This window comes from Erwinia persicina (assembly GCF_014838825.1).
Classification (GTDB): Bacteria; Pseudomonadota; Gammaproteobacteria; order Enterobacterales; family Enterobacteriaceae; genus Erwinia; species Erwinia persicina_A.
In genome coordinates this window covers 69,148-91,999 of record NZ_JACYMO010000005.1, presented here as the reverse complement: position 1 = coordinate 91,999, position 22,852 = coordinate 69,148, and the positions used below count along the sequence as shown (strand labels likewise).

At 56.8% G+C, this 22,852-nt stretch carries 22 protein-coding genes; 12 read left to right on the top strand and 10 right to left on the bottom strand.

Going from position 1 to position 22,852, the window contains the following annotated elements; genetic code table 11:
* Positions 1–74: 74 nt before the first annotated feature.
* Positions 75–992 carry a DMT family transporter gene (locus tag IFU29_RS13900; protein ID WP_191934442.1) on the bottom strand — a complete coding sequence of 306 codons (918 nt, stop codon included), beginning with the start codon at positions 990–992 and terminating at the stop codon, positions 75–77.
* Positions 993–1,187: 195 nt separating this feature from the next.
* Here IFU29_RS13900 and IFU29_RS13895 point away from each other — a divergent pair, with 195 nt between their 5' ends.
* The 3 genes from IFU29_RS13895 (at position 1,188) to IFU29_RS13885 (ending at position 3,038) form a co-directional block, all read left to right on the top strand.
* The gene (locus IFU29_RS13895) at positions 1,188–1,583 is read left to right on the top strand and encodes a polyketide cyclase (protein ID WP_191934441.1); all 396 of its coding nucleotides are present in this window, start codon (positions 1,188–1,190) and stop codon (positions 1,581–1,583) included.
* 49 nt (positions 1,584–1,632) lie between these two features.
* Positions 1,633–2,553 (top strand): nucleoside hydrolase, encoded by a 921-nt coding sequence (locus tag IFU29_RS13890; RefSeq protein WP_191934440.1) that lies wholly within the window; start codon positions 1,633–1,635, stop codon positions 2,551–2,553.
* A gap of 272 nt (positions 2,554–2,825) precedes the next feature.
* Positions 2,826–3,038 (top strand): YdgH/BhsA/McbA-like domain containing protein, encoded by a 213-nt coding sequence (locus tag IFU29_RS13885; RefSeq protein WP_191934439.1) that lies wholly within the window; start codon positions 2,826–2,828, stop codon positions 3,036–3,038.
* A gap of 128 nt (positions 3,039–3,166) precedes the next feature.
* On the opposite strand, the gene IFU29_RS13880 is transcribed toward IFU29_RS13885, so the two are convergent.
* Positions 3,167–4,033, bottom strand: coding sequence for a helix-turn-helix domain-containing protein (locus tag IFU29_RS13880; protein ID WP_191934438.1), 867 nt, complete (start codon positions 4,031–4,033; stop codon positions 3,167–3,169).
* Positions 4,030–4,647 carry a TetR/AcrR family transcriptional regulator gene (locus IFU29_RS13875; protein WP_191934437.1) on the bottom strand — a complete coding sequence of 206 codons (618 nt, stop codon included), beginning with the start codon at positions 4,645–4,647 and terminating at the stop codon, positions 4,030–4,032. Before IFU29_RS13875 ends, IFU29_RS13880 begins: the two co-directional genes overlap by 4 nt.
* 246 nt (positions 4,648–4,893) lie before the next feature.
* On the opposite strand from IFU29_RS13875, the gene IFU29_RS13870 reads away from it, so the two are divergent.
* The 4 genes from IFU29_RS13870 (at position 4,894) to IFU29_RS13855 (ending at position 9,700) form a co-directional block, all read left to right on the top strand.
* Positions 4,894–5,925 carry a LacI family DNA-binding transcriptional regulator gene (locus IFU29_RS13870; protein ID WP_191934436.1) on the top strand — a complete coding sequence of 344 codons (1,032 nt, stop codon included), beginning with the start codon at positions 4,894–4,896 and terminating at the stop codon, positions 5,923–5,925.
* 204 nt (positions 5,926–6,129) lie between these two features.
* Positions 6,130–7,560: a sugar porter family MFS transporter gene (locus tag IFU29_RS13865; protein ID WP_342214476.1), complete on the top strand. Its 1,431-nt coding sequence runs from the start codon at positions 6,130–6,132 to the stop codon at positions 7,558–7,560.
* A gap of 32 nt (positions 7,561–7,592) precedes the next feature.
* A complete protein-coding gene (locus IFU29_RS13860; protein ID WP_191934435.1) occupies positions 7,593–8,513 on the top strand; it encodes a TIM barrel protein in 921 nt (306 codons plus the stop codon).
* Between the two features lie 14 nt (positions 8,514–8,527).
* Complete coding sequence (locus IFU29_RS13855; RefSeq protein ID WP_191934434.1) at positions 8,528–9,700, top strand: Gfo/Idh/MocA family protein; 1,173 nt, start codon at positions 8,528–8,530, stop codon at positions 9,698–9,700.
* Positions 9,701–9,757: 57 nt separating this feature from the next.
* On the opposite strand, the gene IFU29_RS13850 is transcribed toward IFU29_RS13855, so the two are convergent.
* Positions 9,758–10,651, bottom strand: coding sequence for a LysR substrate-binding domain-containing protein (locus IFU29_RS13850; RefSeq protein ID WP_191934433.1), 894 nt, complete (start codon positions 10,649–10,651; stop codon positions 9,758–9,760).
* Between the two features lie 157 nt (positions 10,652–10,808).
* On the opposite strand from IFU29_RS13850, the gene pckA reads away from it, so the two are divergent.
* The gene (pckA, locus tag IFU29_RS13845; RefSeq protein WP_191934432.1) at positions 10,809–12,425 is read left to right on the top strand and encodes a phosphoenolpyruvate carboxykinase (ATP); all 1,617 of its coding nucleotides are present in this window, start codon (positions 10,809–10,811) and stop codon (positions 12,423–12,425) included.
* A 70-nt stretch (positions 12,426–12,495) separates the two neighbouring features.
* Here pckA and IFU29_RS13840 read toward each other — a convergent pair whose 3' ends face one another.
* Both IFU29_RS13840 and azuC read right to left on the bottom strand, forming a co-directional pair.
* Complete coding sequence (locus tag IFU29_RS13840; protein WP_191934431.1) at positions 12,496–13,026, bottom strand: cysteine hydrolase family protein; 531 nt, start codon at positions 13,024–13,026, stop codon at positions 12,496–12,498.
* A 309-nt stretch (positions 13,027–13,335) separates the two neighbouring features.
* Positions 13,336–13,413 carry a stress response protein AzuC gene (gene azuC, locus IFU29_RS22835; RefSeq protein ID WP_118665912.1) on the bottom strand — a complete coding sequence of 26 codons (78 nt, stop codon included), beginning with the start codon at positions 13,411–13,413 and terminating at the stop codon, positions 13,336–13,338.
* 246 nt (positions 13,414–13,659) lie between these two features.
* On the opposite strand from azuC, the gene IFU29_RS13830 reads away from it, so the two are divergent.
* A complete protein-coding gene (locus IFU29_RS13830) occupies positions 13,660–14,292 on the top strand; it encodes a LysE family translocator (RefSeq protein WP_084344169.1) in 633 nt (210 codons plus the stop codon).
* Here IFU29_RS13830 and IFU29_RS13825 read toward each other — a convergent pair.
* From IFU29_RS13825 to IFU29_RS13815, 3 genes are all read right to left on the bottom strand, one after another.
* Positions 14,282–15,046 carry a helix-turn-helix transcriptional regulator gene (locus IFU29_RS13825; protein WP_191934430.1) on the bottom strand — a complete coding sequence of 255 codons (765 nt, stop codon included), beginning with the start codon at positions 15,044–15,046 and terminating at the stop codon, positions 14,282–14,284. The genes IFU29_RS13830 and IFU29_RS13825 overlap by 11 nt on opposite strands.
* Positions 15,047–15,080: 34 nt before the next feature.
* Positions 15,081–15,647, bottom strand: coding sequence for a manganese efflux pump MntP (mntP, locus tag IFU29_RS13820; RefSeq protein ID WP_191934429.1), 567 nt, complete (start codon positions 15,645–15,647; stop codon positions 15,081–15,083).
* A 319-nt stretch (positions 15,648–15,966) separates the two neighbouring features.
* Positions 15,967–16,563, bottom strand: coding sequence for a short chain dehydrogenase (locus IFU29_RS13815; RefSeq protein ID WP_191934428.1), 597 nt, complete (start codon positions 16,561–16,563; stop codon positions 15,967–15,969).
* A gap of 103 nt (positions 16,564–16,666) precedes the next feature.
* Between IFU29_RS13815 and IFU29_RS13810 the strand changes: the two genes are divergently transcribed.
* Positions 16,667–17,560, top strand: coding sequence for a LysR family transcriptional regulator (locus IFU29_RS13810; RefSeq protein WP_191934427.1), 894 nt, complete (start codon positions 16,667–16,669; stop codon positions 17,558–17,560).
* A 53-nt stretch (positions 17,561–17,613) separates the two neighbouring features.
* Entirely contained in the window at positions 17,614–17,856 is a 243-nt protein-coding gene (locus tag IFU29_RS13805; RefSeq protein ID WP_118665219.1) for a DUF1158 family protein, read from the top strand.
* Positions 17,857–18,045: 189 nt separating this feature from the next.
* Here the strand turns inward: IFU29_RS13805 and mgtA are convergent, their stop codons facing one another.
* Positions 18,046–20,721, bottom strand: coding sequence for a magnesium-translocating P-type ATPase (gene mgtA / locus IFU29_RS13800; RefSeq protein WP_191934616.1), 2,676 nt, complete (start codon positions 20,719–20,721; stop codon positions 18,046–18,048).
* Between the two features lie 791 nt (positions 20,722–21,512).
* Here mgtA and IFU29_RS13795 point away from each other — a divergent pair.
* A complete protein-coding gene (locus IFU29_RS13795; protein ID WP_191934426.1) occupies positions 21,513–22,841 on the top strand; it encodes an MFS transporter in 1,329 nt (442 codons plus the stop codon).
* The last annotated feature ends 11 nt before the right edge of the window (positions 22,842–22,852 follow it).

Genomic DNA, 22,852 nt, shown 5'->3' with positions numbered 1-22,852 from the left:
AAAAAGTTACCCGCTATACCCTTTTGCTCATGCTCTGCGGGTAGCGCATCACCCATCCATCCTCAGAGGGGGTGTCAGGATTTGAGGGAAACCTCTTCGATGTGCGGTTTTGCTTTCACGCCCCCGGCCACCAGCCATACCGCCACGATGATCACCAGCCCTCCGGCGATAAATCCCTGCGACAGCGTCTCCCCGAGGAACAGATAGCCCCACAGCACGCCAAACGGGGGGATCAGGAAGGTGACGGTCAGCGTTTTCAGCGGGCCGATATCGGCAATCAGACGGAAGAAAAGAATATAAGCCCAGGCGGTACATACCAGGCCGAGCGCCAGCACGCACAGCCAGACGCCGGGATGAGACCACGATACCGCAGGCTGGGTGAGGAGCGACCCGACGAAGAACGGCAGCAGGAAAACGCTGGCTCCGATCTGACTGCCCAGCGCCACCAGTCGTGCATCCATGCCGCCTCGGTCGCCAATCCACTTTTTCGTCAGAAAGCCTGCGCTGGCATAGCAGGCCGTCGCCACCAGACAGGCCGCAATACCCAGCAGTACCTCTTGTGACAAGGCCAGGCTGCCGGTGGTGGTCAGCAGCACGATACCGAGCAGACCCAGCAGCACCCCGGCGATGTTTCTCAGGGTAAATTTTTCGCTGAAAAACAGCCCCCCAATCAGCACGCCCATCAGCGGAGTGGTCGCGTTAAGAATGGCGGAGTAACCCGCCGGTAGCCACTTTGCCGCCAGACAGTACATCGCAAACGGAACGGCTGAATTGATCACACCTAACGACACGGCCGGCAGCGCCTTGCCGCTAAAGCGGATCCTGACCCGCAGTACCAGCAGCAGCGTCAGCAGGCCAAGGCAGCCAAACAGCACGCGCAAAAAGGCGGTATTCAGTGAACCGAAATACGGCGTGGCCACGCGCATAAACATAAAGCTGGCCCCCCAGATGGCAGCCAGCAGAACTAAGCGCCCGATATCCCCTTGCTTCATACCCTTTCTCCCAGTCCTTCGTTGAGCCGTATTTATAGGCCGGTCTGGCTGGCAAAACAAGCCGTTAACGGTCATTGAAATCGCTGACAATAATTTGCGAGCTGTGTCGTGGTATGGACATAACAGGCCCTCCGGGGCTTCTCATCTGTCGGCGAGGGTGCTTAAATTCGCTACTGAACACTGACCGGAGGTTTTATGCTGTCCTCACACACCCTTAGCCTGGCTATTCACCGTAACTGGGTAGACCTGTATGAAACGATCTGGAAGCCGGAATTTTTCCCGAAGTGGGCCTCGGGCCTGAGCCAGGGACCGCTGGAACCTGAAGGGAACGGCTGGAAAGGTCGTGGCCCGCAGGGCCCGGTGAAAGTCCGCTTTACCGCGCACAACCCTTTTTGCATCATGGACCACTACATCGACAGCGGTTACAGCAAAGAGATTTTTGTCCCGATGCGTATCGTGGCGAATGAAGAGGGGTCCCAGGTGCTGCTCACCGTCTTTCGTCAGCCGCTGGTGTCGGATGACAAATTTGCCCAGGAGCTGGAGTGGGTAAAACGTGACTTACAGGCGCTGCATACGTTGCTGACCACCTGACAGATCCGCCAGGGAGGATCGGGCGCAGCCCAACGGAAAGGAGATTCTGATGCAGAAAATTATTTTTGATACCGATATTGGCGTTGATGACGCTTTTGCCCTCGCCTTTGCCGCAAAAAGCCTCGATATTATTGGCATCACTACGGTTTTTGGTAATGTTCCGGTCGGCCAGGCGGTTAGTAACGCCCGGCTGTTCAGCCAGAAAATTGGCCTGGATGTGCCGATCTATCGCGGCAGTTCCCGCCCGCTGGCTCACGCCCCGTCGTCACCCGCCTGGGCGGTACACGGCGAGGACGGGCTGGGTGGGGTGTTTGACAATCCATGGAACGGGGCCGCTGATAACGCTATTGAATTTATTATCCGCAGCGTTCGCGCCCATCCCGATGCCCTCACCCTCGTGGCTATCGGCCCGCTGACCAATATTGCGCTGGCCATCAACCAGGCCCCCGATATCGTGCCGCAGATCAAACAGTTGGTGATCATGGGCGGTGCCTTTGGGACTGAGGGTCACAGCGGTAACGTCACCCCATTTGCTGAGTTTAATATCTGGAAAGATCCGCACGCCGCCGACCAGGTGCTGAACGCCGGGATGCCTGTCGTGCTACTGCCGCTGGACGTCACCCATCAGGTGCTGGTCAGCGGCGATGAGATACGCGGCCTGAAACACCCGGTACTGGAAGCCATCTCCCGCCGTTATCTGCAATACAGCCGCGAAAAAGAGGGGACGGAAGGCATGCCGCTGCACGACACCCTGACCATTGCTTACCTCTGCCACCCGGAATGGTTCGGCGTGACAGCCTCTCCGGTGCGGGTCGTCACCGGGGGGATCAGCCGTGGCCAGACGCTGCGTCAGCTGCACAGCGCCGCCTCCTACGACGATCCGTTTGCCGGCAGCTGCGTGCAGAAACTGTGCCTGACCGTCGAGGCTGAAAAAGTGAAAGCGCACTTCCTTGCTACGCTGCAGAACTGAAGCTGACTGCCGCTGACTGAAACAGCCCGGCCCGCCGGGAGCGAAAGTGACCCCGGCGGGCTGTTTTATGTCAATTGGGGTCAAGGCAGGACGTGAAACCGCAGCAAAAGTCAGCGGTCTGCAAGTTATGTAAAACGCGGTCAGTTATCAATCAGTTTTTTTGATAAACAACAGCAAATCACTCCGCTATCACTACTTCATTAGCAGGCGTACTATTGTTTTCAACGAGGCAATACGCCTTACCCAAACAAACCTAATGAAGGAATGACCCGATGAAATCTATCAAAACTTTTGCTGCTATTATCATGCTCTCTACCGTTTCTTTCGCCAGCTTCGCGCAGAGCGTTACCGCAACCGGCAGCACCCTGGACAGCGCTGAAGCGAAAATCGCCGCTCAGGCACAGCAGGCCGGTGCGTCGTCTTACAAAATTACCGAAGCCAACACCAACAACGGCGTTCACATGACTGCCGAGCTGCTGAAATAAGATTTGCCCGGCTGTCAGTAGCATGACTTAAGGTTATATGCCCGGTCCCTGGATAACAGGGAACGGGCATACCCGATCCTGCCGCCTCCAGTCCGAACCACAGCGCCTTCCCCACGTCCAGCCCGGCGTCAGATCAGCACCGGCACGTAATAATCGATGCGACCACTCCGTGACGCGCTGAAACGCTGCGGGTCAATACGTTCAATATCATAGCCATCGCGACGCACAGCGCCTGCGGTCGGCAACGCGTGTTCATAAATCAGCTTAATAAAGTCAGCGAACTGCTGCGCTTCACCGTTGAAAATGAAGTGCAGATACGTCTGTTTTTCGACCGTAATATCGACCAGCGGGGCTTCTGCTATGCCGGCGTCAGGATGGAAGCAGGCGAGATACTGCAGGGTGGCGCAGTCATCCGCGCGCGGTCCCCCTTTAATCACGTTCGACAGTCCGTAGAGCGCGCCGGAATGGGCCGGCGACTCTGCCAGCCGCTGCCGCCAGAGCACTTCACGCTGATCCCAGCAAAAGTGACAGATAGTGTCCTGCGTGAAAGCATAATCCGTCATCCGTCCCCGCAGGGTCATCGCATCCAGCTCAACCAGACGGCCCTCCGGCACCGGCTCAGCCGTGAGATTGATTGGCGGGCACAGCCCCTTGCAGGACCAGTGCAGCGCATCGCGGTACTGCGCCGGCGTGACGTTAAAATGCCGCTTAAAGGTTTTATGATAGACGTTATGGCTGGAGAAACCGTGCTCGCTGCCCACGGAGTCAATCTGCCTATCAAACAGGCGCAGCATAAACGCACTGGAGGTCAACCGCCGCTGACGACAGTACGACGCCAGCTTTTGCCCGGTCACCTCTTTGAAGATGCGTTGCAGATGCCATTTGGAATAGCCCGATTTCTCAACGAAGTCATTGATGGAGAGTGGCGTATGGATATTCCCTTCCAGCCAGTGCAGAAGTTGGTAAACCACTTCCTGTTTGAAGGTCGTTTTCACGGTGAATTATGCTCTCTGGTGAGTGTCAGCAAATAGTTTTTCAGCGTTAACGGATCACGAATGCCCCGGGAATTCCCCAGGGAACAGGCCAGCCATGCGCCGTCGGCGGCCAGCCGCGCCACTTCATGCTGTGGTTCGCAGTCGGTGTCACGGTGGCGCTGCAGACGCCCGGCCAGCCACGCCGCCCAGCGTTCGCACAGTTCGGGTGAGCCCATCATTGACCGCGACAGCGGCATGCTCAGGCTTTTCTCTGCCTGTAAAATATCGTCGAACGCAACGCTGATATAAGCGCGCGTGAAGCAGCCTGACGCCAGGTCGTCGGCCGCCATCATGCGGTCAATCGCCTGCTCGTTCTCTGCCATAAAGTGATCAAATACTGCATCCAGCAGCGCCTGCTTATGGGGGAAATGATGAAAAAAACCCCCTTTTGTCACGCCGGCCGCGGCCGCCACCGCCTGCACGGTCACGCCAGCCAGACCCTGCATCGCAGCCAGTTCAGCGGCACTTTGGATCAGCGCCGCCCGCACCTGCTCGGGCTGTTTTTTACGTTTATAGCCTCGCTCACAGCAGAGTGCTGCCCGAAGAGAACGGGCGGAAAGAGAGTGATCATTCATGACGTTTTCATTTCAAAGATACCACACGGTATGTTTGCAGCACGATAGCATAAATCTGGTTATTTCAGTTTTTTTTAAGCCCCTTTCGGCATGTCCTGAAATGAAATATTTGAATCTTATTTCATCTAAAACAAAAAAAATAATCTGACATACTTCATGTCCTGAGTATTTAGCTCCGCACCTGTGCTGTTGCGCCGTCAGCAGACGTGATAGTTTTTTGTCATAACTCTTATCAAGGGCCACCTGATGAAAAAAACCACACTGACGGACATTGCCCGCGAAGCTGGCGTGGGCGTTGCCACCGTTGACCGCGTGTTGAACCGTCGGGCACCGGTGCGTCCGGATACGGAAAACCGCGTGATTCAGGCCGCCTCGCGGCTTGGCTATCGTTTCGATCCTGATTTTCTCACGGCCTCGGTGCCACGCCAGAGCGCAGGCACACTGCGTATCGGGGTGATCCTGCTGTCACGTGACTATTCGTTTTACGACACCTTTGCCCGGGCGCTGGAACAGCATGCAGCCCCGTTTTTACAGGAAGGCACAGCGGTCGAATTTGCGTTTCACGATATCCACGCGATTGAAGAAACGGCTGCCGCTATCGACAGTCTGAGCGACCGGGTGAACGTTCTGGCACTGATTGCCCTGGACAATGCGCTGATCCGCCGGGCGGTTGAGAAAGCCAGCCGGAAGGGTGTCAGGGTCTTTACGGTGCTCTCCGACCTGTCGCCCTGCGGTCACTCCGGCTATATCGGTCTGGATAACCGTAAAGCGGGCAGAACGGCCGCCTGGGCCGTGCAACGTCTGAGTGGCCCGCCGGGTAAAGTGGGGGTTATCGTCGGAGATAATCGTTTTTTATGTCAGGAGACCTGTGAGATCAGCTTCCGTTCCTATCTGCGTGAGTACGCCACGGGTCATACGGTGCTGGAACCGGTAAAGAGTTTTGAAAACGTGGCGCAGGGCTATCAGGTGACTGCTGATCTGATCCGGCGTCACCCTGAGCTGTCGGTGATCTACGCACCGTGTGGCGGGGTCGAAGGGGTGGTCAATGCACTGCGCGACAGCGACAGGCGGCACGAGATAACCCTGATCTGCCACGGACCACTGCAGGATGCGCAGCTGGCCCTGATCGACGGCACGCTGGACATGATGATTGCTCACCGGCTGGATGAACTGGCTGCCCGCGTCGTCGAGGCGATGCAGAAGGCCAGTCGTGACGAACGGGGCGGATTTATTACCCTTACCAGCAGTTTTGAACTGATTACCAAAGAAAATTACTAAAAGGCTCATCGGGCCGGTTCCCACCGGCCTGCTGTTTCACATCCCCTGCCGGATAACTCGCTGAATTCATTTAAATGATAGAATATCATCATTTAAAACTATCAAATTTAGTGAGATCACCATCAAAAAACAAATATTCCATCATTGTGATCAATGGAACGTTTGTTTGATACTTCCTTCAATTAACAACGGAAGGATTATCTCGTGTCCCGGACAACACTAAAACACAACATGGCGTATGTGATGGCGATCTGCGCTGTCGCCGCCCTGGGTGGCCTGCTGTTTGGCTATGATTCGTCGGTCATCTCCGGTGCTATCGAACCTATCAGCCACCATTATCAACTCTCTCCTGCCGAAACCGGCTGGGCCGTCTCCAATGTCATCATCGGCTGCATCATCGGTTGCCTGGCGGCGGGGAAACTGGCAGATCGCTATGGCCGCAAAAAAATGCTGATCGTCACGGCGATGCTGTTTGTGGTGTCGGTGGCCGGAACGGCGCTGGCACCGGACTTCACCACCTTTGTGGTGTTCCGCATTATCGGCGGTCTTGGCATCGGCCTCGCCTCGGTGATATCCCCTATCTACATTGCGGAAGTGGCCCCGAAAGATTATCGCGGCCGCGCCATGACCATGCATATGATCTGCTGCGTGGGCGGCCAGGTACTGGTGCTGGCCACTAACTACCTTATCGCCAAAAATGCCGACGCGGAGTGGTTAAATGCCTACGGCTGGCGCTGGATGCTGGGTGCGGCTTTTGTACCCTGCGTCCTGTTCTTCCTGTTTGTCGGCTTTATTCCGGAATCTCCGCGCTGGAATGCGATGGCCGGCCGCCATGAGCAGGCACTGCACACCCTGTCGCGCATCTCAACGCCGGAACATGCCCGCCGCGTGATGACGGAAATTCAGGATTCACTACGTGATGACGCCGACACACCGGAAAAGCGCAAACGCGTCAGCTTCAACCGCAAGAGCGCTATTTTCCTGGTGATTGGCGTTGGCCTGGCGCTTTTCAACCAGCTCACCGGGATTAACGTGATCCAGTATTTCGGTCCGACGCTGCTGATGAATGTTACCCACAATATGCAGGAGGCGATGTACATGACCATCTGGCTGGCCGTTCTGCAGTTCATTGGGGTGATGGCCGGCATGATGCTGATTGACAAAATGGGCCGTAAATCACTGCTGCTGATCGGTTCCCTCGGCTCTGCCCTCTGTCTGCTGGTGACCTTCACGACCTTCTACAGCGGTATGACCGGCTGGGCCTCCGTCATCGGCCTGTTTGGCTTTATGTTCCTGTTCGGCGGCACCTGGGGCCAGGTGGTCTGGACGGTGATTGGCGAAATCTTTCCAACACGTCTGCGCGGCGCGGGTATGGGCTTCTCTATCTGCGCCATGTGGGCCGGTAACTTCTTTGTCAGCCAGTCTTTCCCGATGATGAACCAGAACGCCTGGCTTAACGATCACTTCCACGGCGCATTCCCGCTCCTGCTGTTCGCCGTGTGTTCTCTGGCCTCCTGGTGGTTCGTCAAAGCCCTGCTGCCGGAAACCAAAGGCGTCTCGCTGGAAAAAATGGAAGCGCTGGTACTGCAACGCTTCGAAAGCCACAAACAAGCACGCAAGGCCGCCACTCTCTGAGTGCCGTTTATTGATCACGACAGGACACTAACATGACCATTCATATTGCTAATGCACCCTGCAGCTGGGGGGTTGATGACCCGAAAAACCCCTACCTGCCCCCGTACGAGAAGGTGCTGAAAGAGGCCTCGCAGGCCGGTTATTCCAGTATTGAACTGGGGCCCTGGGGCTACCTGCCCACTGATCCGGCACTGCTGAGCGAAAAACTGCAGCAGTATGGCCTGACGATAGTCGCGGGAACGATTTTTGACGACCTGGTCAGCGAAGCGAACTTCCCGGCGATGATTGAACTGACTCATCACCTGTGCCGCCATCTGTCGGCCGTTCCTACGGCCGCACCCGTTCACGGCGATAACCTACCGGCCCCCTATCTGGTGATTATCGACTTCGGTAACGCCGACCGTGCGCGCTTTGCCGGGCAGTACGACAAAGCCGCCCGCCTGTCCGACAGTGACTGGCAGCGCATGATCGAGCACATCAGCGAGATAAGCCGCATTGCCCATACCTACGGCGTACGCCCGGTGATCCACCCGCACGCGGGCGGCAATATTGAGTTTGCCGATGAACTGGAAAAGCTGGTGCAGGCCATACCGCACGGCGTGGCGGGCCTGTGCCTGGACACCGGACACCTTTACTACGCTGGAATGGACCCTATCCCGGCGCTGGCACACTACTTTGAGCGCATTGATTATCTGCATTTTAAAGACGTAAACGACGCGGTATTCCGCGACGTCCTCGCCCGTGAACTCGACTTCTTTAGCGCCTGTGCCGAAGGGGTGATGTGCCCGATTGGCCAGGGGGCGATTGATTATCCGGCCGTACGCGCCTTCCTCGCAGAGCGCAACTATCAGGGCTGGATCACTATCGAGCAGGAACGTGACCCACGCCAGGCCGAGGGCAGCCTGCACGACGTGACCGAAAGTCTGCGTTATCTCACCTCTGTCGGATTTTAATTAAGGAATATCAGATGATTAACGGCATTAAACCTCTCGACCGCTCCCTGCGCTGGGGCATGGTAGGCGGCGGCGGTACCAGCCAGATTGGCTATATCCACCGCTCGGCTGCGCTGCGCGACAGCACCTTTACCCTGGTCGCGGGCGCGTTCGATATTGATGCGGCACGTGGCCGCGCCTTTGGCGAGAGTCTGGGCGTGGATGGTCACCGCTGCTACCCGGATTATCAGACGCTGTTTGCTGAAGAAGCCGCGCGCGCTGACGGTATTGAAGCGGTATCGATCGCCACGCCCAATAATACGCATTTCGCCATCTGTAAAGCCGCGCTGGAATCTGGCCTGCACGTGGTGTGTGAAAAGCCGCTGTGCTTTACCACCGCAGAAGCGAAAGAGCTGGCCGCCCTGAGCCACAGGCAGCATAAAATTATCGGCGTTACCTACGGCTACGCCGGTCATCAGCTGATCCAGCAGGCGCGCAGTATGATTGCGGAAGGTCTGCTGGGCGATATTCGCATTGTGAATATGTCGTTCTCGCACGGCTTTCATAATGAAGCGGTCGAGCTGGATAACCCGAGCACCCGCTGGCGCGTCGATCCGGCCTTCGTCGGGCCGAGCTACGTGCTGGGCGACCTGGCGACGCACCCGCTGTTCCTGGCAGAAACCATGCTGCCCGATCTGAAAATCAAACGCCTGATGTGTTCACGCCAGAGCTTTGTCAAAACCCGTGCGCCGCTGGAGGATAACGCCTTTGTCCTGATGGAGTACGATAACGGGGCGGTGGCATCGCTGTGGTGTTCGGCCGTGAACTGCGGATCGATGCACGGCCAGAAGATCCGCGTGATCGGATCGAAAGCCAGCCTGGAGTGGTGGGACGAACAGCCAAACCAGCTGCGGTATGAAATTCAGGGTGAGCCGGTGCGTATTCTGGAGCGGGGAATGGGCTACCTGACCCCGCGTGCGCGGGAAGAGGACCGCATCGGCGGCGGCCATCCGGAAGGGCTGTTCGAAGCCTGGTCGAATCTGTACCGCCGTTTTGCGATTGCCATGGATGCGACCGACCGGGGTGATGACGCGCTGCTGGCAGATTTCTGGTATCCGGATGTTCATGCCGGGGTGGCAGGCGTGCAGTGGGTAGAGCGCTGCGTTGCGTCAGCCGATGCGGGCGCAACCTGGGTCGATTTCGCGTAACAGGCCCTGTGCCGGGTGGGGCGGAAAAGCCGATCGGCCCCGTCCCTCTCCGGGGTCTTACTCCCGCCGTGTCGGCTGGGAGCGAATATACTGCCAGAACCGCTCCGCAGACAGATTCAGCCGGGAGCCGGAGCGATAAACATAGGCTTTAATTTCCAGCGACACCGCAGGATCAAGAATGGCCAGCCTGCCCTCACGCAGTTCATCCTTGATCGAATACTGCGGCAGCCAGCCCACCCCCTGGCCGTTAACGATCATGCGCTTCAGCAGTTCGCTCATTGACGAGACAAACCGCAGTGAAAAGGTGTCGTCAGACAGCGTATCGATCACCTGATTCACCTGCCGTCCCATGTAGCTGTCGTTGGCATATTTCATCAGGGGCAGAATATCGTTACTGAGGGAATACAGCGGCTGACCGTGATCGTCACAGGGCGTAACCAGATGGAGGTGAGAGTCAAAAATCTTATGATGAACAAAGGGATAGTTCATCAGCTCTTCGTTATAAAAACTCAGAATAAAATCGCACTTCCCCTCTTTCAGGTTATAAACCGCCTCATCCACGTTAATCGATTCAACATAATGGATACGCTCCAGGCTGTCGTTATATCCGGCAATCATTTCGGGCAGCAGCAGCACGGATAACGACGGGGCCGCATCGATTTTAATGCTCTGCCTGAGGTTGTCTAACCCCTTGATTCGGTTGAGCTGGAAATCCATATCATCAAGCATATTGCGGGCATAACCGATAAAGTTTTTACCCTGCTGCGTCAGCTGTAGCGGGTTTTTGCTGCGGTCAAAAATCATAAAACCCAGGGCAGACTCAAGGGACTGAATACGGCGGCTGAAGGAGGACTGCGAAATATTTCGCTTCTCTGCGGCCTGGGTAAAACTCCGGCTCTCCTCCAGGGCAATCACATCATAAAACCATTTTACTTCGAGATTACCGATCATCGATGTCTGTTTCCCCTGTCGCAAAAATGCTATGCAAATTTAGCATGCAGCATAGAAATTATGCAATTAGAGCATCCATTATCCAGTGCTAGTATCCCTGCACGAGTTCGCAACAAACCGTTAACCCATCCTCAGACCATTACTAGTCAGGTATCTCATGTCCAGCACTGTATCTCTAAAAGCCGCTTTGTCAGACCTTGGTATTACCGACCTTCATGACGTGATTTACAACCCCAGCTATGAACTGCTGATGGAGCATGAAACCGCGCCCGGGCTTACCGGCTGGGAACGCGCCACTCTCACCGCCTCCGGTGCCGCCGCGGTGGATACCGGCGAGTTTACCGGGCGTTCCCCGCGCGACAAATATATCGTCAGGGATGCCCTGACCGAAGATACCGTCTGGTGGTCTGACGCCGGCAATGGCCGTAATGATAATAAACCGCTGTCGCCAGCCGTCTGGGCAGAACTGCGCGCGCTGGTCTGCCAGCAGCTGTCAGGGAAAAAACTCTACGTGGTAGATGCCTGGTGTGGTGCCAATGCCGACTCGCGGCTGGCGGTCAGGGTGGTGACAGAAGTCGCCTGGCAGGCGCACTTTGTGAAAAACATGTTTATCGCCCCTTCCGCAGAGGAGCTGGCGAACTTCACCCCTGATTTCATCGTGATGAACGGCGCAAAATGCACCAACAGCCAGTGGCAGTCACAGGGGCTGAACTCTGAAAACTTTGTGGCCTTCAATCTGACTGAGAGAATTCAGCTGATTGGCGGGACCTGGTACGGCGGCGAGATGAAAAAAGGGCTGTTCTCAGTGATGAACTACCTGCTGCCCCAGCGGGGAATTGCCTCAATGCACTGTTCCGCCAACCGGGGTGCTGCGGGGGATGTTGCGCTGTTCTTCGGCCTGTCCGGTACCGGTAAAACCACGCTGTCCACAGACCCGCTGCGCGAGCTGATCGGTGACGACGAACACGGCTGGGACGCGGAGGGCGTCTTCAACTTTGAAGGCGGTTGCTATGCCAAAACCATCAATCTGAGTGAAGCCGCAGAGCCGGAAATTTACCGCGCCATCCGCCGCAACGCGCTGCTGGAAAACGTGATGGTGAAGGCCGATGGCAGCATCGACTTCGCTGATGGCAGCAAAACGGAAAACACCCGGGTCTCCTACCCGCTGGATCATATTGAGAATATCGTCCGCCCGGTGTCCGCTGCAGGCCATCCGTCGAAAGTGATTTTCCTCGCGGCGGATGGCTTTGGCGTGCTGCCGCCGGTTTCGCGCCTGACCCGTGAACAGATGCAGTACCACTTCCTGTCCGGATTTACCTCTAAACTCGCCGGCACCGAACGCGGCATCACCCAGCCGACACCGACCTTTTCTGCCTGCTACGGGGCCGCCTTTTTAATGCTGCCACCGACCCGTTATGCCAGCGTGCTGGCGGAAAAAATGGCAGAAACGCAGGCAGAAGCCTGGCTGGTCAACACCGGATGGAATGGTAAAGGGGAGCGCCTGTCGCTGAAGGATACCCGCAATATTATCAACGCTATCCTTAGCGGGACGATTGCGCAGAATGATACCCGGCTGCCGATCTTTGAGCTGATGATCCCGGCTCAGGTTCCGGGGGTGGCGGATGCCCTGCTTGACCCGCGCAATGGCTGGGAAAGCGCAGAACAGTGGCAGCAGGCGGCCGAAAAATTAGCCCGCTTATTTATCGACAACTTTGCCCAGTACACCCGCACAGAAGACGGCGCGCGTATCGCTCAGGCCGGACCAACCCTCTGATCCTCCCTCAGGCGGAATAAGGCCTTACCGGCCTTATTCCGTTTATCCTGCTGAATGCTGTCCGACTCCGTTACACAAAGCGCACATCCGCCGTGTTGACCAGACGGACAAACGGCCCCGCCAGCGTTGCATTATGATGGGCAATTATCTGCGCGGCGGTGAGCACGGCACTGTCCTGGGTGCTGTGGGCATCGCTCACCAGCTCCACGTCAAACCCCAGATCCGCCGCCGCCCGACAGGTGGTGTCAACGCAGTATTCTGTTTTCATTCCGGCGATCACCAGCCGCTTCACGTCAGACGCCTGCAGCCATGCCAGCAGCGGCGTACCGGCAAAACAGCTGGGCCGCGCTTTGTTAAAACAGCGGTCCGTCTCCGCCCGCGGCAGTTCCGCAGCCAGCTGCCACGCCATGCTGTCAGCGGCGATCGGCGATCCCGCCGGGCCGGTGTGTTGGGCAAAAAAGACCGGCACCTGCTGCAAACGGGCCGCGACGATCAGATAGGAAACGTTCGCCAGTAAACCGGCTTTATCGTGAGGCTCCTGCGGGCCGTGCAGTAAGCCTGCCTGCATATCAATCACTAATAACGCGGAGGCGTCAGACATGTTATTTCTCCTTTAACAATCCTGATTAACACCAGTGACGACGGAGAAATAAGCGACCCCGTCGGAAACCGGCGGGTGGGGGAAGGTGTGCTAACTACTCAGACACGCAAACTCGCCACACGCCGCCATAAGCGGTGGTGGTGGTGGTGGTTGGGGTGGTAAGACACAGCTGAGTCGGTTGCATAGAGGACAGATTCGCGCAGACGCGACGGTTATGCAATAGCTTTCTCAAGGGATAATCGAAACGGGTGATAACCATCGGTCGATCCCTGACCGACGCATTATCGAGGGTTTTCGGTGCAGCCAGGCTTAAAGAACAGCGCCTGGCGGTACGTGTTTAAAGGTGTCGACATAAACCCGGAACACGTATTTAAAGAATTTTTTCATGATGGCCTGTATGCCGCTTTATTGAATATTGCTAGAAAATTATACATGCAGCCCATTTTTCAGGCAATATTTTATGAGCCAGATCACATAATCACCCTCAGTATGCCGATAAAAAGATAAACCAGAGCTAAACGGCCTCGCCGCCCGGGAGGCGTCCCTACCCCTGCCGCAGGCGCAATATTTTCCAATATTTCCGCTCATGCCCTGAGCATAATGGGCTTCACTTTCCTCACTGACCGGACGCCAATGCCCTTTTCAAATGGTTTTCTTCTCAGCCTTTCCCTGTGCCTGGATATCGGCATCGCCAATATTGCGATGATCACCCTGGCGATGCAGCGCGGTTATTTTCACGGCTTCTGGCTGGGGATCGGCACCTGCGTGGGCGATCTGATCTACGCCATCCTCGCCATGGCGGGGATGGCGGTGCTGTTGCAGTTCACTGCGGTGCGCTGGGTGCTGTGGATTGGGGGATCGCTCATCCTGCTGTGGTTTGCATGGAAAATGGTGCAGAACGCCCTGCGCCCGACGGCGGACCTTAGCGCCGGGGACATCGGCCAGGCACTCAGTATTCGTCAGAACTTTTTTCGCGGTATTTTCCTCGCCATGTCATCGCCCACGGCGATCCTGTGGTTTGCCGCGGTCGGCGGTGCTCTGATTTCGCGGATGAGCAGCAGCGGCACAGCGGCGTCAGGATGGTTCCTCAGCGGATTTTTCCTCGCGGGCGTGACCTGGACGGCGGTGCTGTGTGCGATGGGGAGTGTTGGCGGACGCATGCTCGGGGCGAAGATGCTGCGCTGGTCGTATATCGCGTCGGCGGTGATTTTCTGCTATTTCGCCGGTTACGTGATCCTCTCCGGCTACCGTGAATTTATCGGCTGAGCCTGCGCAGATAGTGATGGGGGGTGATCCCCATCATTCTGCGAAAGCTGTTAATAAAGTGGCTCTGGTCGTAAAAGCCCAGCCGGTGCGCCACATCCAGGGCGCTGTGGTGGTCACGCAGCAGATTACGCGCTGCCAGCAGGCGCAGCTGCATATGATATTGCAGCGGGGCAATGCCCGTCTGCTGACGAAACTGCCGCACGAAATGATATTTGCTCAGTCCGGCAGCGGCAGACAGTTCGTCCAGCGTCAGCTTTATGGTCAGATTATCGCGCATGCACTCCAGCGCCCGCCCCACGGGAAGCGTGGCAGGCGCAGGGGACGCGCCGCGCCGGTGTTGCAATAGCTGGCTGGTCAGCCACAGCAGGTTTTGCTCCTGCTCTTCATCACCTGACTGCACATAGCCGCAGATGGCGGCAAACAGCGTGGGATCGCGCAGTACCCCTTCATACAGGATCGGCGGAGATCGATCGGCAAGATCGGCAAATACCTGACGCGGCAGATGAATACTGTAAAACTCCACCGGATCGGCACCAAACTTCGAAGACTGCAGCGTTTCAGGGTTGTAAATGGTGATGTCGCCTGCGTGGACGAACAGGGTTTGCCGGTGCAGGCTGAGGGTTTCAATGCCGCTGAGGTTGGCACTGATGACATATTCTTCGTGGGTGTGCAGCGGGAACGCCGCATGGCTGGCGGTGAGGTGTGAACATTCAATCTGATTGCGGCTGTTCCAGTCGACTATCGATAACGCCATATCCACTCCGCCCCTGACAGGCCGGAGAGTGCATTCACCGGCCCAGATGTTCCGCTAAAATACTACAGCCAATACCAATGAGCACTACACCGCCGAATATTTCTGCCCATTTTCCCATCACCGGGCCCAGGAAACGGCCCAGCAGGATACCGGCCGAAGCCATTATCATGGTGGACGCGCCAATCGCCAGCGCGGTGGTAACGATGTTCACCTGCAGAAATGCCAGACCCACGCCAACGGCCAGCGCATCCAGGCTGGTTGCCACCGCCGTGCAGGCCAGCAGCCAGAAACCGTGGCTGCTCGGGGCTTCTTCCGGGTTGCACTCTTTCTTACGCAGCCCTTCCATGATCATGCGGCTGCCTAAAATAAACAGCAGGCCAAACGCCACCCAGTGATCCCACGACATGATGTACTTGCTGGCCGCCAGGCCAATCGCCCAGCCAATCAGCGGGGTCAGGGCTTCGATCGCGCCGAAAATCAGGCCGGTACGCAGCGCTTCTTTCAGGCTGGGGCGATGCAGACTGGCCCCTTTGCCGATCGCCGCCGCAAAGGCGTCCATCGACATACCAAAAGCCAGAATCAGGGTTGCGTATAGGTTCATTGTATTTATCCGGGCTGAAGCAGCAGGGGCGCATCAGGTCGTTAAAACATCAGCTTATGTGGCAAAAATCATCATAAGCCTGTTCAAGTGACACGCATCCTAGCACGCTAATCGCCAGAAAAAAAGACAGTAAAATCAGGGATTTGAGTATAGCCTCGGCTATACTTTTTAACAGTGGCTAATTTAGAGGTGAAAAACAGAGCGGAAACTCTAAAAGAATTACCGTCTTACAAAAAGAGTAGGGATATACATCCCTGATCGGACTGGGGGATATTTCGCCGGCTGCTGGCCAAATATCGCCCCCTGTTTGCCCGCAGAATTACCACACCTTAAACACTTTCCCCGTATCAATTCCCTCCACGCTGCGACGATAGGCCAGCGCCACGCGGCCTGCCGGAGCACTCTCAAAGCCCGGGAAGAACGGGCCGTAGCTCTCCAGCGATTCGGTTAATACCGTCGGACTGACGGCGTTGATGCGTAACCCGTTCAGCTCGGCGGCGGCGGCCAGCACAAACCCCTCCAGCGCCGCGTTCACCGCCGTGGCATTCACCCCGGTGCGGATCGGCTGTTGGGCAAGAATACCGCTGGTCAGAGTAAATGAGCCGCCCGGATTAACGAAGGCTTTGCCGATCAGCACTAAGCGCACCTGTCCCATCAGCTTGTCCTGCAGGCCGTGGTTAAACTGCTCGCTGGTCATCTCTGCCAGCGGGCCAAAGTGTACGCCGCCGGTGGCCGCGATCACCGCATCAACCTTTCCTGTCTGAGCAAACAACGCTTTGACACTCTCCTCACGACTCAGATCGACCTGATAATCCCCGTGGTTTTTTCCGACGCGGATCACCTGGTGATCCTGCGCCAGCTCCTGCACGATGCCCTGACCCACGGTGCCCGTTGCGCCAATCACTAAAATTTTCATCTGTTCTCTCCTGTCGGTTATTCAGTCCGGTGAGTGTGCCGTAGTGCAGTGGATCAATAAATGCGCGATACTTTCGGGAACTCCGAACCCAGGGTTTGTAATCATGGATAAATTACGCAGTATCGAAGCCTTTATCTGCGCCGTGGAGAGCGGCAACTTTAGCGAAGCCGCGCGACGGCTGGACATCACCGCCGTGATGGTCGGCAAGCATGTCCGTCAGCTGGAGACCGCACTCAATACCCGCCTGTTGCAGCGTAATACCCGCCGCCAGCACCTGACGGAGGCCGGTGAAAGTTACTATCGCCAGTGCAAGCTGGCGCTGGCCCAGCTGCGTGAAGCGGATGAAAGCGTGGAAAATTTGAAACGGACCCCGTCCGGTCTGCTGCGCATCAGTGCCCCGCTGAATCTGGGTGCCAGCGCCATTGCTGCGGTGGTGACACGCTATCAGCTGCGCTATCCGCAGGTGAAAATCGAACTGGATTTGAACGACCGCTTTGTGGATCTGATTGCGGAAGGGTTTGATTTTGCCATCCGCATCGGTGGCCTGAAGCACAGCGAACCGCTGGTCGCCCAGTTTCTGGGGGAGTATCAGATGGTGGTGTGTGCCGCACCGGACTATCTGGCGCAGTTCGGTTCACCGCAAACCCCGGAGGATCTGCAACAGCATCGTTGTCTGGCCAACCGGGCGTGGAATAAAAATAATGCCTGGCAGTGGGGCAACGTCACCTGGCCCTTTGACAACAGTTTTACCTGTAATGATGGTCAGGCCCTGCGCCAGGCGGCGCTGGCCGGGGCCGGGCTGATACTGCAGCCGCGTATTCTGCTGGCGCAGGATATTGCCGATGGCCGACTGGTGCCATTGCTGCAACAGTGGCAACCCGCCAGTCGCCCGATTAATCTCCTCTGGCGTCAGGATCTTAGCCCCTCGGAAAAACGCCGTAGCTTCGTTCGCTGGATGCGTGAGCAGGTGCCCGCCGCTCTGGTGGTTAATGATTGAAGATGGCCTGGGATTAACAGAAAATAGCCGCAACTGACTAACACGGAATCGTGATGAAAAACCCGTTTGAGACTTTCCTGATGCCCATGAGCGCCCTGCTGCTCGGCTTTCTCTCGGCGCTGCTGCTGCCTGCGCCCTCGTTCGGTCTGGCGCTGGCGCGCAGGCTGGTTGAGATGTTCCACCTGGCAGATATCGGCCAGCTATATACGCTGGTGTTCTGCCTGTGGTTTCTACTGCTGGGGGTGATTGAGTTCTACGTCATTCGTTTTATCTATGTGCGGTTTATCCGGCCCTGATAATGGCCGGGGTCGGCCCGATAAAAGGCCGCTCCAACCGGAAAAGTGCCCCGGGGCTGACTTTTTTCGGTCAGCCCACCAGGTTACCCGCTAAATATCATCGCAATACTGCTGGAAAAAATCAGCAATCCAATAAAGAACAGGATAATAGCGGTCACGGCATTATTATTTTTCATCGTTACGCTCCCCTCAGAACCACTGGCCAAAACGGCGCATATAAAGGCGTTTCATGCCCTGAGTCACCAGGCAGTAGCCCAGCAGCGTCGCCAGCAGCCACGGGAAGTAGTTCCACGGTAGCGGCACCAGCCCGACGGCATGGCCCAGCGGTGAAAACGGGATCAGGATCCCCAGCGCCATCACCAGCCCGGTCATCAGCATCACCGGCAGGGCGGCACGGCTCTGAATAAATGGAATTTTCTGCGTGCGCAGCATATGCACCACCAGTGTCTGTGACAGCAGCCCTTCAACAAACCAGCCAGACTGGAACAGCGCCTGCGTTTCTACGCTGTTCGCCGCAAAGACATGCCACATCAGCCAGAAGGTAGTGATATCAAAAATCGACGACGTCGGCCCCATCCACAGCATAAAGCGGCCAATGTTTTTGGCGTCCCACTTGCGCGGCTTGCGCAGAAACTCTTTGTCCATTTTATCCCACGGCAGCGCCAGCTGGGACAGGTCATACATCAGGTTCTGCAACAGCAGATGGATCGCCATCATCGGCAGAAACGGAATGAAGGCGCTGGCCACCAGTACGGAAAATACGTTGCCAAAGTTGGAGCTGGCAGTCATGTTCAGGTACTTGATGATGTTGCCAAACGTCTCGCGTCCTTTTATCACGCCCTGCTCCAGCACCAGCAGGCTTTTTTCCAGCAGAATGATATCCGCTGACTCTTTGGCGATGTCGGTCGCGCTGTCGACGGAAATACCGACATCCGCCGCGCGCAGCGCCGGCGCATCATTAATGCCATCGCCAAGGAAACCGACGGTGTGACCATTGTGTTGCAACATCTGCAGCACGCGGGTTTTCTGCTGCGGGCTGAGGCGGCAGAACAGCGTTCTCTCTTCCACCCTCAGTGCCAGTTCAGCGTCGTCCATACGCGCGATCTCACTGCCGCACAGCGGCTCACCCGCCTCCAGCCCCACATCACGACAAATCTTAGCGGTGACAATGGCGTTATCGCCGGTCAGGATCTTCACCGTCACGCCCTGTTCATGCAGCGCGGCAATGGCGGCAGCCGCGCTCTCTTTCGGTGGGTCGAGGAACGTCAGCAGGCCAGTAATGACCAGTTCACGTTCGTCGGCTGCACTGAGCTGAGAAGTAAGCGTGTGCTCACTCACCTGACGCATTGCCACCATCAGCACACGGAAGCCCTGCTGGTTATAGCGCCCGGTCAGCTGGCGTAATTCAGCGCGACCGGCCTCATCAAGCGGACGGACTTCTCCCCCCTCCATCCGGTAGGCAGAAACCGCCAGCATCTCCTCGACCGCCCCTTTACAGATCAGGGTTTGCCGGCCTTCATCGGCCACCAGCACTGACAGGCGACGGCGCTCAAAATCAAAGGGCAGTTCATCAAGCTTGCGGTAGCGCCACAGTCCGCTGACCGCCGCATTCCCCTGGCAGTAACCTAAAACGGCGCGATCCATCAGGTTTCTGACCCCGGTCTGATGGCGACTGTTCAGCCAGGCAAGCTGCAGAACGCGGTCATCACTGTGGCCCTGCAGGTTGAGATGCCCGGCAAGCAGGATTTTGTCCTGCGTTAACGTGCCGGTTTTATCGCTGCACAGGACATCCATTGCACCCAGATTCTGGATAGCATTCAGGCGTTTAACCACCACTTTGCGTTTCGACAGGGCAATCGCCCCTTTCGCCAGGTTGGAACTGACAATCATTGGCAGCATTTCTGGCGTCAGGCCGACGGCCACCGCCAGCGCAAACAGCAGTGCATCGCTCCAGTCACCTTTGGTGTAGCCATTAATCAGCAGCACTACCGGTACCATCACCAGCATAAAACGAATGAGCAGCCAGCTCACACTGTTGACGCCACGGTCAAAGGAGGTTTGTGGGCGCTCACCGACTAATGATTTTGCCAGTGACCCGAAGCAGGTCTGGCCGCCGGTGGCGACCACCACGGCCGTGGCGCTGCCGCTGGCCACGCTGGTGCCCATCAGGCAGATACCCGGCTGACTTAGCAGGTCCTGATCATCAACGGCAGCAGGGTTGCGATGCAGCGGGCTGTGGCTGTCATACTTCTCCACGGGCAGGGCTTCTCCACTCAGCGCGGCCTGGCTGACGAACAGATCGCGTGAGGAGAGCAGCCGCACGTCGGCGGGGATCATATCCCCTGCCGACAGCTGCACGATATCCCCCGGCACGACATCCTGCAGCGGCACCTCCCTGCTGACCGCCTCACTGTCTGTATGACTGCGGCGCATTACCGTTGCCGTGGTGCTGACCAGCGACTTCAGCGCTTCCGTCGCCTTATTGGTGCGGTACTCCTGCCAGAAACGCAACAGACCGCTGAGGCTAATCATCACCAGCATAATGGTAGCCCCGGTCAGGTCGGTCTCTTCGCCGCGCCGTAGCGGCATCACATAGTCGGTAAACACGCTGATGGCTGCCAGCACCATCAGGATCCAGATAAACGGGTTGTTGAAAGCCTGGAACAGTTGAATTAACGCGGCCGGTGCACGATCACTGGCGACCTGATTCGGGCCGTATTGTTCCAGGCGTGCGGCCGCCTCTTCACGGGTCAGCCCCTTACGTTGAGTATTCAGATGAGCGAGGGTGTGATCCTGGCTCTGGGTGGCCGCGCTGGCGATAGCCAGGTCACGTGCCATTTTCAGGTGGGTCTGGTGCATTTTCATCATGCCAGCTCCTTGAATAAAGGTGTTTTACGCGCAGGCACAGCACGCCTGCAGACGAGGATATTTTTCGGTTATTCAGTGGGAGGCAGGCGGACAGGACGACAGCAGGCAGGGATCAGTTCAGGTTTATCCCCCTGTGGTCACACCGCAGCCTCTCTCGGGACGGAGGTTCTTTCATCGGGTGTTCCTTATGGCAAAAAATATTTTATGCACGGGAAGCCAGGCGCAGAGACAAGCGACGCAGGAAGAGTGCAAATAAAGGGGGGATGAAACAGCTCGGATTAAGGAGGTGAAACATAGCCCGCCGGTTTTCGGCAGGCTCACAACGGAGTGGGTCTGCCTTTATAACGTGTGAGTTACAGGGTGACTGTCCAATTGTGTGCTCCTGAAGTGAAAGTGCGGGAATTTTATGCCGGGAGGGAGACGTTGTAAACCATGCTGATAGTTTCCTTCCTAAACCTTTTATCAACAACCTGGCGATACTTTTTAAGCATAAGTTGTCATAAATAAGCCAGAAGCAGTTGAAAATTGCGAATCCTGGCGCTTATTTAGCCAACAAACAGTATTTATCGCTGACAGAACACTGTAATTATGCGGTTTTGTAGTGATTCACGCCACGGTTCGTCGATTTCACCCTGCCATCTGCCCGCAAATATCGCGTATCGAAAATTATCCTCTTTTCGGTCGCTGAATGCCCCTCCCCGGCGCTTTTTCACCATTGAATGCGGCTTTGGCTGTGCGTAAGATTCTTGTTACACCGTTTACAATCACATAAGAAATAAGAAACATTTATGCAAGCTTCCATCGCGCCATCCACCGACACCGATCCGGACGCCACGCCCGTAAACTCACGCGGCAAAGTGGTGATCGCCTCGCTGGTCGGAACCGCTATCGAATTTTTCGATTTCTATATTTACGCGACGGCGGCCGTGATCGTCTTTCCGCATATCTTCTTCCCGCAGGGCGATCCGACCGTCGCCACCCTGCAGTCGCTGGCCACCTTCGCCATCGCCTTTATCGCGCGGCCGATCGGGTCTGCCCTGTTTGGTCACTTCGGCGACCGCGCCGGGCGTAAAGTCACGCTGGTGGCTTCTCTGCTGACCATGGGAATTTCGACCGTGGCTATCGGCCTGCTGCCGGGCTACGACACCATTGGCGTCTTTGCGCCGCTGCTGCTGGCGCTGGCGCGCTTTGGTCAGGGGCTGGGCCTCGGCGGCGAATGGGGCGGTGCGGCCCTGCTGGCAACGGAAAACGCCCCGGCGAAAAAGCGGGCGCTGTACGGTTCGTTCCCGCAGCTGGGTGCGCCCATCGGTTTCTTCTTTGCTAACGGTACCTTCCTGCTGCTCTCCTGGCTGCTGACCGACGAGCAGTTTATGAGCTGGGGCTGGCGCGTTCCCTTTATCCTGTCTGCCGTGCTGGTGCTGATCGGGCTGTATGTCCGCGTATCCCTGCACGAGTCACCCGTGTTCGCTAAGGTACAGAAAGAGAAAAAACAGGTCAAAGTGCCGATTGGCACTCTGCTGACGAAGCATCTGGGTACCACCATTATCGGTACGTTCATTATGCTGGCCACCTATACGCTGTTCTACATTATGACCGTCTATTCCATGACCTACGGCACCACGCCGGCGCCGAACGGGCTGGGCATTCCCCGCAATACCTTCCTGTGGATGCTGATGGTGGCGGTGATTGGTTTTGGTATCATGGTACCAATTGCCGGGCTGCTGGCTGACCGCTTCGGGCGTCGTAAGACGATGATCGTCATCACCCTGATGATTATCGGTTTTGCGATGGTATTCCCGTCGATGCTGGGCTCTGGTGACCCGATGCTGATTATGGCCTTCCTGATCTGTGGCCTGAGCGTGATGGGGCTGACATTCGGCCCGATGGGTGCGTTACTGCCAGAGCTGTTCCCGACCGAAGTCCGTTATACCGGCGCGTCGTTCTCCTACAATCTGTCGTCGATTCTGGGGGCCTCCGTTGCGCCCTACATCGCTACCTGGCTGGCCCATAACTACGGCCTGTTCTACGTAGGCGTTTATCTGGCCTCGATGGCCTGTCTGACGCTGATTGCGCTGATCCTGTGCAAAGAGACACGCGACGAATCGCTGTTTAACTGAGCCGCTGCGGG